The sequence below is a fragment of the Mesorhizobium sp. RCAM 05099 genome, from assembly GCF_059683685.1.
The window spans coordinates 6,384,428-6,397,750 of record NZ_CM185035.1; the positions used below are offsets into that span (position 1 = coordinate 6,384,428).

8 protein-coding genes and 12 pseudogenes are annotated in these 13,323 nt (G+C 60.5%); 14 read left to right on the forward strand and 6 right to left on the reverse strand.

The window, feature by feature from the left end; genetic code table 11:
- Positions 1-111: 111 nt before the first annotated feature.
- Positions 112-888: pseudogene (locus AC56QQ_RS31635) on the forward strand (TIM barrel protein); the annotation flags it as partial.
- A 76-nt stretch (positions 889-964) separates the two neighbouring features.
- On the opposite strand, the gene AC56QQ_RS31640 reads toward AC56QQ_RS31635, so the two are convergent.
- Positions 965-1,882 (reverse strand): LysR family transcriptional regulator, encoded by a 918-nt coding sequence (locus AC56QQ_RS31640; RefSeq protein ID WP_489859445.1) that lies wholly within the window; start codon positions 1,880-1,882, stop codon positions 965-967.
- A gap of 151 nt (positions 1,883-2,033) precedes the next feature.
- Between AC56QQ_RS31640 and AC56QQ_RS31645 the strand changes: the two are divergent.
- The 5 genes and pseudogenes from AC56QQ_RS31645 to AC56QQ_RS31665 form a co-directional block, all read left to right on the forward strand.
- Positions 2,034-2,201, forward strand: a pseudogene (locus AC56QQ_RS31645) (acyltransferase); the annotation flags it as partial.
- A 12-nt stretch (positions 2,202-2,213) separates the two neighbouring features.
- Positions 2,214-2,323 (forward strand): annotated as a pseudogene (locus tag AC56QQ_RS31650) (polysaccharide deacetylase family protein); the annotation flags it as partial.
- A gap of 116 nt (positions 2,324-2,439) precedes the next feature.
- Positions 2,440-2,580 (forward strand): annotated as a pseudogene (locus AC56QQ_RS31655) (nodulation protein NodF); the annotation flags it as partial.
- Positions 2,574-2,782, forward strand: a pseudogene (locus tag AC56QQ_RS31660) (beta-ACP synthase); the annotation flags it as partial. The pseudogenes AC56QQ_RS31655 and AC56QQ_RS31660, both read left to right, overlap by 7 nt.
- 509 nt (positions 2,783-3,291) lie before the next feature.
- Positions 3,292-3,489, forward strand: coding sequence for a hypothetical protein (locus tag AC56QQ_RS31665; protein ID WP_497100538.1), 198 nt, complete (start codon positions 3,292-3,294; stop codon positions 3,487-3,489).
- A gap of 505 nt (positions 3,490-3,994) precedes the next feature.
- Here the strand turns inward: AC56QQ_RS31665 and AC56QQ_RS31670 are convergent.
- Positions 3,995-4,939 carry a LysR family transcriptional regulator gene (locus AC56QQ_RS31670; protein ID WP_497100537.1) on the reverse strand — a complete coding sequence of 315 codons (945 nt, stop codon included), beginning with the start codon at positions 4,937-4,939 and terminating at the stop codon, positions 3,995-3,997.
- Positions 4,940-5,175: 236 nt separating this feature from the next.
- Between AC56QQ_RS31670 and AC56QQ_RS31675 the strand changes: the two are divergent.
- A pseudogene (locus AC56QQ_RS31675) lies at positions 5,176-5,478 on the forward strand (recombinase family protein); the annotation flags it as partial.
- A gap of 155 nt (positions 5,479-5,633) precedes the next feature.
- Entirely contained in the window at positions 5,634-6,683 is a 1,050-nt protein-coding gene (locus tag AC56QQ_RS31680) for a hypothetical protein (RefSeq protein WP_497100536.1), read from the forward strand.
- Here the strand turns inward: AC56QQ_RS31680 and istA are convergent.
- Both istA and AC56QQ_RS31690 read right to left on the reverse strand, forming a co-directional pair.
- Positions 6,678-7,367: pseudogene (istA, locus tag AC56QQ_RS31685) on the reverse strand (IS21 family transposase); the annotation flags it as partial. The gene AC56QQ_RS31680 and the pseudogene istA overlap by 6 nt on opposite strands.
- Entirely contained in the window at positions 7,264-8,022 is a 759-nt protein-coding gene (locus AC56QQ_RS31690) for a tyrosine-type recombinase/integrase (protein ID WP_497124654.1), read from the reverse strand. The pseudogene istA and the gene AC56QQ_RS31690, both read right to left, overlap by 104 nt.
- Positions 8,023-8,238: 216 nt before the next feature.
- Here AC56QQ_RS31690 and AC56QQ_RS31695 point away from each other — a divergent pair, with 216 nt between their 5' ends.
- Entirely contained in the window at positions 8,239-8,409 is a 171-nt protein-coding gene (locus AC56QQ_RS31695) for a transposase (RefSeq protein WP_497104025.1), read from the forward strand.
- Between the two features lie 206 nt (positions 8,410-8,615).
- Here the strand turns inward: AC56QQ_RS31695 and AC56QQ_RS31700 are convergent.
- A pseudogene (locus tag AC56QQ_RS31700) lies at positions 8,616-8,835 on the reverse strand (LysR family transcriptional regulator); the annotation flags it as partial.
- A 324-nt stretch (positions 8,836-9,159) separates the two neighbouring features.
- On the opposite strand from AC56QQ_RS31700, the gene AC56QQ_RS31705 reads away from it, so the two are divergent.
- The 5 genes and pseudogenes from AC56QQ_RS31705 to fabG all read left to right on the forward strand — a co-directional run bounded on the left by AC56QQ_RS31705 (position 9,160) and on the right by fabG (position 12,526).
- The gene (locus tag AC56QQ_RS31705) at positions 9,160-9,750 is read left to right on the forward strand and encodes a NodA family N-acyltransferase (RefSeq protein ID WP_497100533.1); all 591 of its coding nucleotides are present in this window, start codon (positions 9,160-9,162) and stop codon (positions 9,748-9,750) included.
- A gap of 42 nt (positions 9,751-9,792) precedes the next feature.
- Positions 9,793-9,912 (forward strand): annotated as a pseudogene (locus AC56QQ_RS31710) (polysaccharide deacetylase family protein); the annotation flags it as partial.
- Between the two features lie 110 nt (positions 9,913-10,022).
- Positions 10,023-10,304 (forward strand): acyl carrier protein, encoded by a 282-nt coding sequence (locus tag AC56QQ_RS31715; RefSeq protein ID WP_497100532.1) that lies wholly within the window; start codon positions 10,023-10,025, stop codon positions 10,302-10,304.
- Positions 10,305-11,512, forward strand: a pseudogene (locus AC56QQ_RS31720) (beta-ketoacyl-[acyl-carrier-protein] synthase family protein).
- Positions 11,513-11,789: 277 nt separating this feature from the next.
- Positions 11,790-12,526 (forward strand): annotated as a pseudogene (fabG, locus tag AC56QQ_RS31725) (3-oxoacyl-[acyl-carrier-protein] reductase).
- Positions 12,527-13,010: 484 nt separating this feature from the next.
- On the opposite strand, the pseudogene AC56QQ_RS31730 reads toward fabG, so the two are convergent.
- Positions 13,011-13,201, reverse strand: a pseudogene (locus AC56QQ_RS31730) (IS630 family transposase); the annotation flags it as partial.
- Positions 13,202-13,323: the final 122 nt, after the last annotated feature.

Genomic DNA, 13,323 nt, shown 5'->3' on the forward strand with positions numbered 1-13,323 from the left:
GATTGACTCGCCTGATTCAATCAGGTTTGTGCATCGGCCTGTGGTGGGGGCGCGCGGAGAAGCCAGACAAAGCGAAACTGGCGCCGCACTTCTGGAAGGAAAGCCAACCCTATGCGCCAGGTATCTCCCCGCTTTGCGCTCGACCACATGACCGCGCCCTCACTAGACGTCAGTGCAATTTTCGCACTTGCTCGTGACCACGGCCTGACCGAGGTTCAAATTCGTGACCATCATTTCAGCAATCCTGTTACACGCGCCATTCCGGCTGCGGACGTCCGGTCTGCTGCTACCAAAGCCGGCGTCACGATAATCTCCATCAACGCCTTGCAGCGCTTCAACGACTGGACTCCCACGCGTCAGGCCGAGGCGAGCAAGCTCGCCGACTATGCGGCGGCGTGCGGGGCTAAGATGGTCGTGCTGGTGCCGGTCAACGACGGCTCGTGGGCCGGCAACGGCGAGCGCCATGACAATCTCCGCGTCGCTCTAAATGCGCTCAAGCCGATCCTCCAGTCGCGCGGTCTAGTCGGCCTCATCGAGCCGCTGGGCTTTCGAACCTGCTCGCTTCGATCAAAGAAGGAAGCGGCAGAGGCCATTGCCGCAGTTGATGGCCAGTCCGTCTACCGCCTCGTGCACGACACGTTCCACCACACACTGGCCGGGGAGATATCCTTGTTCTGCGAGCTTACTGGCCTGGTGCACATTTCAGGCGTGAACGACCCGACCTTCTGGATTTACCCGGATCGCTTCCTTGGAGGGTCCGACAATGGCAGCCAGATCCAGGCGCTGCTTGATGGCGGCTACGCGGGACCCTTCTCATTCGAGCTGGTCGAGGAAGTCCGCACGCTGGACGATCTCGCAGGCGCACTTGCCGCCAGCATTGACTTCATCAAACGCGCTATGTTGACGCAAAAGCAAGTGCTGGCAGACGTAGTAAATCTAAGTGCGCCTAGAGCCTCCCGTGGTGTCACAGCGGAGCAGCCATCCGAGATGCCTCCTGCATCATTATCTCCCGCATCCAGATGCTTGCCGGATCGCTATTGTGCAGAGCCGGCCATCGGACGGTTTCGGTGAAAGCGGGGAGCGGCAGCGGAAGTTCGACGACCTGAAGGGGGAACGTTTTTTCGAAATGCCTGACCAGCCGCAAGGGCATGGTCGCTATACGAGCCGTGCCGGACACCATAGGCGGGATCATGCTGAAGCCCTGCACGACGACCTCGACACGTCTCTTAAGACCATGCTCAAGCAAAAACCATTCCTCGATGGAGGGCTTCAGCAAACGTCCGAACCTGACGCAGACGTGCCTCATCGACATGTATCTCTCGAATGTAAGCTGCCGTGGCAGCTGCTTGTTCGTGGGACAGCCTACGCAAACGAGCCTCTCGTTGAACAGCGGCACGCTTGAATGCGCACTCGACGTGAACAAATCCGGGAGAATTAGAAAATCGACGTCACCGCGCCGGAGGAGCTCATCGGGGCTATCGTCGAGAGGCAGCAATTCGAAGTTGACGGCGGGGGCTTCCCGGGCAACACGCTCCACGACCTTTTCAAAAAACACGAGCGTGGCGAAATCGGAAACAATGATCCTGAAGCGGCGGTCGGATCGAGCTGGGTTAAACGGATCCGAAGAAATAATCGAGGACTGGATGTGCAGGAGAGCGTCGCGGACTGCGGGGGCAAGTGCTGCTGCACGTGATGTCAGAATACGTTCTCGGCCGCTCATGCTGAACAGTTCATCGCCGAAAAAATCGCGCAGCCGGGCGACGGCCGAACTCATGGCCGGCTGACTGAGGTTGATGCGGCGTGCCGCCGCCGAGAGATTGCGCTCGGCCAGCAGCGCGTCGAGCACGACGAGAAGGTTCAGATCCAGCCCTTTGAACCGCATGTCGTCAGCTATCCATAGCGTGAATGCGTTTCATCGAAACAAACGATTTCTGAATCCTACATTGACAACAGCATCTGACGCGCACCGATCGCCCACTGCCTCTATCGCGTGACGAGTGCGTTAAAAAGAGCCCGAAAGGAGAAATCTTTCCATACGCTCTGACGTGCGGTGGAGGTTGTGCTGGACGGACTGGGCCTTCAACGCAAAGCCATTCGAAGGCGGCCGTAGTTGGGCCGGTGAGAGGCCGGAATTCCGCGCAATCGGCTACGACGCGCATGGCATAGCGGCCCACATTGGCATACTGCGCCGCTTCACCAAAGGTTGGCGAAGCCCCAATCCATTTTTCACACCGCAAATCCTCGATGTGCTGCGCAACATCGGATGCCGGCGACGTTCTTCGTCTTCGGTGCCTACGCCGCAGTGCACCCGGATCTCATCCGGCCTCCACCAAGCAGTTGGTCTAGGTGAGTCGCACAAGCTGGTGAGAGGCAGATTTCGCAACGCCGCGCGGCTCAGGCATTGAGCCAAGTCGAAAACGCAAGCTGGAAAGGAACAAGATGGTAGATCAACTGACCAACGAAATAATCGCAATCATCAAGACGCGCGCGGCGTCGGAGGGCGGCATAGCGCCTGCCTCGGGCGGCGAGATAACGGCTGCCACGGGACTAACTTCACTCGGCATCGATTCACTGGGATTGCCTCCGCGCTCGAGTTGATCGCCTGCGTGATGGCAATCCGCGAGAGCGTCGTGCCGCCACTGCCAATTATCGTGAGCTGGACCCCGATTGCGATCTCGACGTCACGCCCAATGTGCCACGCGAGCGCAAGGTGCGCGTGGCACTGAGCAACTCCTTCGCCTTTGGCGGCACGAACGCGGTTCTGGCATTCAGGCAGGTGTAGAAGCCATGACAGAATACCTCCTGTAACTCGTCTCGCATCAAGATGCTTGCCGGATAGCTATTGTGAAGGGCGGGTCATTGGCCGCTTCGGCGAATGCGGGAAGTGGCAGAAAGCTCGACGATCCGCAGGGTATCGACTTTGCGAGATTCTTAACCGTTGAGGCGGCGTAGGCTCGACTCGAGGGTCTTTCCAAAGCTGTACGCGACAATATCTGGAAGGCGCAGGGCCGACTCTGCGCCCGCTGTAGTCGCCTGAGAGCTGCCGGCAAGAAGCCACCGGGGGTTATGGCCGAGATCGTGCATGAGATGGCCCCTTGCTTGCAGGTCGTCGGCGAGAGGTTTCACCATCATAGCGGTTCCGAGCCAACGTGCGCCACAGCGCCGGGGGCGGAGCCACGGTGGGGAACTCCCCTCGTGATTATGTGGCCGAGCCAGTCCGCCCGGCGCCGTCCCCATAGTGTTAGAAGGGTTCAGCTCCAAAGTGCGACGAGAGCTCTGAAGGTGAGTCGCGTGCGTCAAGTTCTGCAAAAACGTCATGTGGGAGCGGGCATCCGTTTGTTCGTCGGCGGTGACCATCCCTTCCTCCCGACCACACGACATTGCGGTGAGCGCGCGCAACGCGGTCAAGGCTGGCCGCAGGCCACCGTCGAAGGTGGCGCGATAGGCGGCGTTGACGGCGCGAACACCCCGCTCACACCGAGCCTGTGATGAACGAAGCGGTTCAGGCCGCCTGTCGCAGCACCTCCTTCTTGTGCTCGCGCGAATGCTCCTTGTTGAGATAGCGGGTGCCTTCCAGCCGGTTCTCAACGCAGCTATTCAAGCGCTAGGGGCGCTTGAAGAAAGCGTTGGTATTGGGGTTGGTGGAGAGTGCAATACGAGGCGGAGGCGATCACCGAGGAAGCTGTGCGCCTCTCTTCTCGGCTCGACGGTGAATGAGGAGGCTGCGCGGCGAACGCGCGCCGACGTCAATGCCAGGGCCATTTGCTGAACTTGACGCACAACTCCCGCTCCCTAGACCAAGGACAGGCCGAGTTGAAGATACGGAAGGCGGTTCCCAACCCGCGGATGAGAGGCTGATGAACCCGTCGTCTCTGAGCTCCACTCCTTGCCCCGTACAGCTTCAGCCGATCCGACTGCTCGCAACACCTGCCAAGCAGCCGATCTATCGCCCTCAGGCCTGCAGGAACATGAGCGGGGTGATAGGCGGAGAATTCTAGGAGCGCGTGCTACGTCCCGAGGTCTTGCTTGGAGTAGCCATGCTGGACGCCTCCTGCAACATTATCTCCCGCATCCAGATACTTGCCGGATCACTGTTGTGAGCGGTCGGCCATTGGAGGGTCTCGGTAAATCCGGGAAGTGGCAGCGGAAGGTCGATAATCTGCAGGGGGTACGTTTTTTCGAAATGCCTGACCAGCCGCAAGGGCATGGTCGCTATACGATCTGTGCCTGATACCATTGGCGGGATCATGCTGAAGCCCTGCACGGAGACCTCGACACGTCTTTTAAGACCATGCTCAAGCAAAAACCATTCCTCGATGGAGGGCTTTAGCAAACGCCCGAACTTGACCGAAACGTGCTTCATCGACATGTATCTCTCGAATGTAAGCTTCCGTGGCAGCTGCTTGTTCGTGGCGCAGCCCACGCACACGAGCGTCTCGTCGAACAGCGCCACTCTCGAATGCGCGCTCGACTTGAACAAATCCGGGAGAATTAGAAAATCGATGTCACCGCGTCGGAGGAGCTCATCAGGGCTGTCGTCGATAGGCAGCAATTCGAAGGTGACGCCGGGTGCTTCCCGCGCAACACGCTCGACGACCTTTTCAAAAAACACGAGTGTGACGAAATCGGAAAGAATGACCTTGAAGCGGCGATCGGATTGAGCCGGACTAAACGGATCCCAAGAAATAATCGAGCCCTGGATGTGCAGGAGAGCCTCGCGAACTGCGGGGGCGAGTGCTTCCGCACGCGGTGTCAGAATGCGTTCGCGGCCGCTCATCGTAAATAGTTCGTCGTGGAAATAGTCACGCAGCCGCGCGACGGCCGCACTCATGGCCGGCTGACTAAGGTTGATGCGGCGTGCCGCCGCCGTGAGGCCGCGCTCACTCAGCAGCGCGTCGAGCACGACGAGAAGGTTCAGATCCAGCCCTTTGAACCGCATGTCGGCAGCTATCCATGGTGTGGATACGTTTGATCGAAACAAACGATTTACCGATTTTGCATAACGCCGCATAGGGGAATTCAAGGAAGCGCTAAAGGAAGTTTGTTTATGTTTGCGTTGGCTCCGAAGAGCACTTTCCGGTGTAGGCCTTCCCATGTGCGCCGAACATCAACCAAATTGCATGTTGGTGATCTGCGCAAGCAGCATCGCGTCGGCTCGACGCGACAAGCTCCCCAATGATTCGGCGCTTACCTCGGCTCCTGTTCGATACCTTCCGCGAGACCGGCTCGGCCTGCGCCGTCGTGCGCCGCCTGCGCGGCGAGAAGATCCTCTTTCCCCGGCGTATCCGTCGCGGCATCGGCAAGGGCGACGTCCTGTGGAGCGAGATAGACCATTCCCGCGTGCTCCAGATTCTGCACAACCCGCGATATGCCGGCGCATTCGCCTATGGGCGCACGCGCACCGCCTACAATGCCAAGCTCAAGTCCGTGCAGCTGCGCGTGGCGAGATCCGACTGGCAGGTGCTTATACCCGACGCCCACGAGGGCTACATTTCCTGGGCCGAGTACGAGCGCAATCAGACTACCCTGGAACAGAACGCCGCCGGCTTTTCACCTGGCCTGCGCGGACGCTGCCCCGCCAGGGCAGCGGTCTGTTGCAGGGACGGCTGCTGTGCGGCCGCTGCGGTGCACGCATGCGCGTCCATTACGAGCCATTCGAGGGGCGGCTGCGCCCGTATTATGTCTGCAACGAAGCCGTCGTGCGGCACGCCGGCAAACATTGCCAATGGGTGCGCGGCGCTCCAGTCGACGACGCGGTGAGCGCGCTCCTGCTGGAGGCGATGGCGCCGGCAGCGATCGACGTCGCGCTTGCCGTGCAGCAGGAGATCACCAAGCGCGTGGAGCAGGCCGCGGCCCTGCGCGGCACGCAGCTGCAACGCGCCCGCTACGAGGCTGAACTGGCCCGCCGGCGCTACCTGAAGGTCGATCCGGATAACCGCCTGGTCGCCGACGCGCTGGAAGCCGACTGGAACGCACGGCTGCGCGACCTCGACGCACTCCAGCGCGAGCACGAGCGCCAGAACGAAGCCGACCGCTCGCTGCTGGATGAGCCAGCGCAGAAGCGCATCAGGGCGCTGGCCGCCGATTTCCCGCGCATCTGGAACGACGAGCGCACCGGTGCCGTCGAACGCAAGCGCATGCTCGGCCTTCTCATCGAAGATGTGACGCTGCTCGTCGACGAGCAGGTCAACATCCATATCCGCTGGCGCGGCGGGCGCACGCAGAGCCTGTCGGTGACCAGACCGCGGCCCATGTCAGTGATACGCAAGACGCCGGCACAGGTCGTGGCGTTGATGAATGAGCTGCTGGAGACCGCCAACGACCAGCAGATCGCTGCCCGCCTCAATGAACTCGGGCATCGCAACTGGCGCGGCGAACCCTTCACCCTGAAGAAGGTCATGCTCGTGCGCCGCACCTATGGATTGAAGAACCGGTACGAACGGCTGCGGGAGAGCGGAATGCTGACCGGCGAGGAAGTAGCCCAGCAGCTCGGCGTGTGCGCCTCGACCGTTCACCAACTCGGGCGAAAGGGCATTCTCAAGCGCCATCGATACGCAACCAACCATCGATACTTATACGAACCGCCGGGCAACGTCAGACTCGAAAAAGGCGCCGGCAGTCGATATGGTGGTCGTCCGCCCAGATTAATTGTCGCTCAACAACTCCAACAAGGTGCATCGTGATGCCTGCTCCTTCGTCTTGGCGCGATATGGTTTGCAGGCCTTTGGATGAAAGCCGAAATGGCGAGCGAGATCGAGCAGAGCGCGGTTATAAACAATGCCGCCCGTCTCGCCTTCGCCGATGACGGCAGTCTTCATTCGGTCGTAAAGGATCTCGCGTGGAACGCCGCCGATCGCATCGAACGCCGCGGCGTGGCATCGCAACACCGTCGGCAGATCCTGATGCATGGCAAAGCGCGCCCAGATGAGACGGCTATAGCCCAGCACCATAGAAAACAGCCAGACTATCCTGGGGGTTGCCGGCTCATCGGTGAAGACGACATGGAATTGGGCGAAATCCACCTGGGCCTGTTCGCCGGGAGCTGTTTCGAACCGAACTTCAAAGCCGGGTTCTGAGGTCGGACGAACGTCTCTGAGAAAGTCCGTGACGGTAGTGTAGCAACCGGCATACCCACGATCCTTCAGCTCTCGCAAGAGCCGCCGACCGCTAAGGCCGGGATAGGCGGCAACCCGTTCACGCAGATAGGCGGTGAATGGATCAATCACCGTCGCCCGCGGCTTCCTTGGTCCATAGGCAGGGGCCTCAAGGCCACGCTCGATGTATTTGCGGATTGTCTTTCGATCGACGCCGGTCTGCCTGGCGATCGCTGACACCGACAGCCCTTGCCGATGCATATCCAAGATCATGACTATCTCCCCAAGTTTGATCACCGCCATTCCCCTCTCGACCATCGAGAGCAGTATCGGTGATGACGCGCCGCCGGTCCTCCGGGGCGCGCCCCGGAAGACCGGCGGCAACGCTAAACTGAGGAAGATTCAAACGGCACTTATGGGGAGTATTGACCCGGTATCGACAGTGGCGGACCTGGATCACCATCCGGTCGCTGTCGATATCCGCCACCTTGAGGCTCACCGCCTCCGAGGCGCGCAACCCCGCGGCATAGGCGGTGGTCAGTGCAGTGCGCGCCTTCAACGATGGCACCGCTTCCAGAAAGCGCACCACCTCGTCGGCGCTCAGGATCGCCGGCAACTTGCGCGGCGTGCGCGCATAGCCGATGCGCTCCGGGATCTCCGCCCGGTCCAGCGTCACGCCGTAGAAGAAACGCAACGCACAGACCGTCTGGTTCAGCGCCGGCCAGGAAATGCCCTGCGACACCAGATAAACCTGGAACGCACGGACGTCCTCCAGCCCCAGACGATCCGGCGACCGGCCGAAATAACGGCTGAACTTCGCCACCGCATGCAGATAGGATCGTTGCGTCGCGGGCGACAGGTTGCGCAAGCTCATGTCGTCGATCATGCGACGGCACAGCGGGCTTACCGCTGCCGTGGCTTCAGCCATGGGATGGTCTCCTGGTCAGGGGTTGGTCTCAGCAACCAAACCTTCCCATCAGGAGGCCATTCCAGCCAATGCACACGCCAATCCCGCGTCAGCGGGTTCGTTCAATCCCAAAAACGCCCGCCTCATCAAAAATATGCCAAAGTAGTGCTAGGCTTCGTGGACAAAGCTTGACGCTAGACTCGGTCGCTGATTCAAGGCTGTCTTTTGGAGGCAGCGTTGGGCGAGCGGATTGGGGTATCGGACGAGGAATGGGCACGGATCGGGCCGCTGCTGCCAGCTGAGCGGGGTCGAGGGTGCCGTCCGGCGCAGGATAATCGGCGCTATTTCGAAGGCAGGATGTGGATGGCCCGAACCGGGGCGCAATGGCCTCATCTGCCTGATGCCTGATGAATATGGCAAGTGGAACAGCGTCTTCCGCCGATACCGGCGATGGGTCGCGACGGGGGTGTTCAAGCAAGAACCATTCCTCGATGGAGGGCTTCAGAATACGCCCGAACCTGACCGAGACGTGCCTCATCTACATGTATCTCTCGAACGTAAGCTGCCGGACAGCTGCTTGTGGTGGACAGCCATAATCGAGCACTGGATGTGCAGAGATCGTCGCGAACCGCGGGGGCAAGTGCTGCCGCACGCGGGGTCACAAAACGTTCGCGGCCGCTCGTCGTAAACAGTTCATCGCCGAAAAAATCGCGCAGCGGGGGCGACGGCCGCACTCATGAGGTTGATGGGGCGGGCCGCCGCCGAGAGGCTGCGCTCCACCAGCAGCGCGTCGAGCACAACGAGGAGATTTAGGTCAATCCCTTTGAAACGCATGCCTTTAGCTATCCATAGCGTGGATGCCGTTAATCGAAACAAACGATTTTACCGATTCTGGAGGACGTCGCATAGGGAGAATTCAAAGAAGCCCTAAAGGAAAATCGTCGATGTTTGCGTTAGCTCCAAGGAGCATTCTCGGCTCCGAGGAGCATCTTCTGGTGTACGCCTTCCGGCATACGCCGAAACATCAATCAACTCGCATGTCGGTTGCGGCTTGGTTCTTCGGTGATCCGCGCAAGGTCCATCGCGTCAGCTCGACGCGACAAGCTCTCCTTGCGTAGGCGCTTATCTCAAAAACAGCAATCAAGATGAGGTATTTCCATGGGCTCTGACGTACGGTGGAAGTTGTGCTGGGAAAATGAGTTGCAACTGGCCGACCATGTCGAACTCTCCGATTTCTTTCTAAAGACTTATGGACGGCATGGGGCCTTCAACGCAAAGCCATTCGAAGGCGGCCGTAGCTGGGCCGGTGCGAGGCCGGAATTCCGCGCAATCGGTTACGACGCGCACGGCATAGCGGCTCATATTGGCATACTGCGCCGCTTCATCAAAGTTGGCGAGGTCGATCTACTGGTGGCCGAAATTGGCTTATACGGGGTCCGTCCGGATCTTGAGGGACTCGGAATCAGCTTTTCACTGAGCGTTGTGTACCCATTGCTGCAGCGGATGGGGGTTCCATTTGTGTTCGGAACGGTTCGGCAGGCAATGCGGAACCACGTTGAGAGGTTCTGCCGCGGCGGTCTGGCGAGCATTGTGTCGGGGGTTGAGGTACGGTCCACCCTCGCAAATATACATCCCGACCTGCCGCCTACCCGCGTCGAGGACGTGATCGTCTTCGTTGCGCCAATTGGACGCTCGATGGACGAGTGGCCGTCCGGCACCCTGATCGACCGAAACGGTCCAGAATTGTAAGCAGGACTACACATGTGAGTGCCGGGTGATGCGCTGACGCCGACCTTTGAGGACTTGCCCAACCCACATTGCATACCGCAGATCCGTCATGTGCTGGCGCCACATCGGGTGCCGGCGACCTTCTTCGTCATCGGAGCCTACGCCGCAGATCGGCCGGAACTCAGCCCGCCCTTATGAGCATGAGCTTTGTCGGTGGCTATTTTCGCAACGCGGCCCGCAGGAGTTGAGCCGCGTCCACGTCAAACCAGCTGAAATCGAAAGGAACAGACAGAATGGCTGATCAACTCGCAACGGAAATCATTGCCATAATCAAGAAACGCGTCGAATCTGAGAACTTTGCGGGAGCGTTTCGACCCATAGTCGGCGAAATAACGACGGAGACGGAAGTGACCGCGCTCGGCATCGATTCGCTGGGACTGGCGGACGTGCTCTGGGACCTCGAGCAAGCCTATGGCATTAAGATCGAAATGAACACATCGGAGGCGTGGTCGGATCTCCAGAATGTTGGCGACATCGTGAAAGCCATCCGCGGCTTGCTTGCTGAGGCAGCTTGAATGGACAGGCGGGTCGTCATCACCGGAATAGGCGGGCTGTGCGGGCTGGGCACCAATGCCCACTCCATCTGGAAAGAGATGCGCGAAGGTCGCTCAGCAATCGGCCCGATTGTCAATTCAGAGCTCCACGGGTTGACCGGCACGATCGGTGCCGAGATCAAGACGCTCCCTGAGCACGACATCGACCGCAGGCAGCTCGTCACCATGGACCGCTTCAGCCTGCTTGCCGTGCTTGCAGCGCGGGAAGCCATGCGACAGGCCGGACTTCCCTGCGATGAACGAATGCCTATCGCTTCGGTGCGACAGTGGGCGTCGGCGGCAGCGGCTGGGAAGCGATCGAGGCAAGCTAGCGCGCGCTCCTTTTGAACGGCGCGCGCCGTGCTGGCGTCATGGACGTACCCAAGGCGATGCCGAGTGCCGCTGCCGGCTAGGTCAGCATGAGCCTCGGCCTGCGCGGGCCGGTCTTCGGCGTCACCTCCGCCTGCGCCTCTGCCAACCATGCGATTGCCTCAGCCGTAGACCAGATCAGGTGCGGCCGGGCCGACGTGATGCTTGCCGGAGGCAGCGACGCGCCATTCGTATTTTGTGTGGTGAAAGCGTGGGAAGCAATGCGCGTGCTTGCGCCAGATACCTGCAGGCCCTTCTCCTCCGACAGGAGGGGCTTGGTGCTGGGCGAGGGTGCGGGGATGGCCGTGCTGGAAAGCTATGAACATGCCACTGTTCGCGGCGCAACGATTATTGCCGAGATCGCCGGCATCGGCCTTTCCGCTGATGCCTTCAACCTCGTCGCGCCGGCTGTCGAGGGGCCGGAGGCGGCGATGCGCGCCTGCCTTGCCGATGCCGGGCTGAATGCCCAGGATGTCGACTACATCAATGCGCACGGCACCGGCACCAAGGCCAATGATCGGATGGAGACGGAGGCGATCAAGCGAGTCTTCGGTGGCCACGCCAACTCGATGTCCATCTCTTCCACCAAGTCCATGCACGCGCATTGCCTCGGCGCCGCGAGCGCGCTTGAAATGATCGCCTGCGTGATGGCAATCCAAGAGGGTGTCGTGCCGCCGACCGCCAATTATCGCGAGCCCGACCCCGATTGTGATCTCGATGTCACGCCCAACGTCGCGCGCGAGCGCAAGGTCCGCGTGGCACTGAGCAACGCCTTCGCCATGGCCGGCATGAACGCAGTTCTGGCATTCAGGCAGGTGTAGGACGACATGCCGGCAAGGTCACCTTCCGTATCCCGATGTTTGCGGAATTCCCGATCGGTCCGTAGCGGCCTCCTTGCTCAGGTGGGCTGAAGGGTTGGAGTGCAAGTACTTGCAGTAGCCCAGTGAAGCAGCAGATTTAGGTGATCACGTCGGTCATCCGGCGCCTGGAATTATCGTGGCCGAGACCTCTGCGCTGCGCGAGTTCGCGGCGAGGAAGCTGCCACGAACCGAGACTTCTGGCGCGGCGATGCTGCAGCATTTGAAAAGAGCATAATAAATGTTGGAACTGACTGGCCGCAAGGCGCTCGTCACCGGCGCATCCGGGGGCATCGGCGAGGCGATCGCCAGGATGCTGCATGCGCAAGGCGCGATCGTTGGCCTGCATGGCACCCGCGTCGAGAAACTGGAAGCGCTGGCAACCGAGCTTGGCGACCGGGTCAGGCTGTTCCCGGCGAACCTTTCCAATCGCGACGAGGTCAAGGCGCTCGGCCAGAAGGTCGAGGCCGACCTCGAAGGCGTCGACATTCTCGTCAACAACGCCGGCATCACCAAGGACGGGCTGTTCGTGCGCATGGCGGATGCCGACTGGGATTCGGTGCTCGAGGTCAACCTGACCGCCGTTTTCCGTCTGACCCGCGAACTCACGCATCCGATGATGCGCCGCCGGCACGGCCGCATCATCAACATCACGTCCGTGGTCGGCGTCACCGGCAATCCCGGCCAGACCAACTACTGCGCCTCCAAGGCCGGCATGATCGGCTGTCCAAATCGCTGGCGCAGGAGATCGCCGCCCGCAACATCACCGTCAACTGCGTCGCCCCGGGCTTCATCGAATCGGCGATGACCGACAAGCTCAACGACAAGCAGAAGGAGGCGATCATGGCGGCGATCCCGACCCGGCGCATGGGCACCAGCGCCGAAGTGGCGTCTGCCGTCGCCTATCTCGCTTCCAACGAAGCCGCTTACGTCACCGGCCAGACCATCCATGTGAATGGCGGCATGGCTATGATCTGAGCACGGGCTGACCGGAGCTTACCTGTTCCAAAACGCCCTTGCGTCACGGTCCGCGACCCGCGCAACCAGCTATCTGCACGAAGATCTGGGATTCATCCAGCATCACCGAAGGGGCAGCAATATGCGTGATTTCAGATAGCCCAGCAGCGCGGCGTTATCACCCTTGGCCGTCGGCCGCCCCGATGGCCAAGAGCCACAGGTAGTGGCGGCCGAGATTACGCGGGAGATGGGCCACAGTGCGGGTAGGCATCACGCGAGAGGTCTCCACTCTAACGAACTTAGGGGGCGAGTGCTTCCGCACGCGGTATTAGAATAAGTTCGCGGCTGTTCATGGCAATATTTCATCGTGGAAAGAATCGTGCAGCCGCGCGACGACATGGCCGGTTGGCTTAGAGCATTTTGATAGAAGCATGCCCACGAGCGTGTGCGAGGTAGTTTGCGCATTCGGTGGATGTGGTTTTGTGGATGAGCTGGCCCATCTCCACCCCTCGCGCCTGAGAAACTGCCAAACCGCATTACGGGACACTAAGATACCGCGTGCGGCCAGCTTCTGCCGATGCAGCGTCAGATTCGAGGTCTGCTCGATCCGCTCGATGATGATGAACGCCCGATGCTCCAGAACGCTGTGGCGATGGCCACCCCAGGCCGAGCGCTACCCGTAGCTCGATAGCGCTGGACCACACAATGCGACGCCAAAGCGCGCCGCAAGCTGGCGGGCTAGTCACGAAGATTGTTCGAAAGGGCTCGTGTCATCCGATGCTTCGGCTTGCCGCGGCAGTGAGGCCGCGCCCGGCGAG

What these genes read in the sequence shown, in the direction of transcription:
- AC56QQ_RS31640 (WP_489859445.1), bottom strand. Translation starts at nt 1,882, where the DNA reads ATGCGGTTCAAAGGGCTGGATCTGAACCTTCTCGTCGTGCTCGACGCG.
- AC56QQ_RS31670 (WP_497100537.1), bottom strand. Translation starts at nt 4,939, where the DNA reads ATGCGGTTCAAAGGGCTGGATCTGAACCTTCTCGTCGTGCTCGACGCG.
- AC56QQ_RS31680 (WP_497100536.1), top strand. Translation starts at nt 5,634, where the DNA reads ATGCGCGTCCATTACGAGCCATTCGAGGGGCGGCTGCGCCCGTATTAT.
- AC56QQ_RS31690 (WP_497124654.1), bottom strand. Translation starts at nt 8,022, where the DNA reads ATGGCTGAAGCCACGGCAGCGGTAAGCCCGCTGTGCCGTCGCATGATC.
- AC56QQ_RS31705 (WP_497100533.1), top strand. Translation starts at nt 9,160, where the DNA reads ATGGGCTCTGACGTACGGTGGAAGTTGTGCTGGGAAAATGAGTTGCAA.
- AC56QQ_RS31715 (WP_497100532.1), top strand. Translation starts at nt 10,023, where the DNA reads ATGGCTGATCAACTCGCAACGGAAATCATTGCCATAATCAAGAAACGC.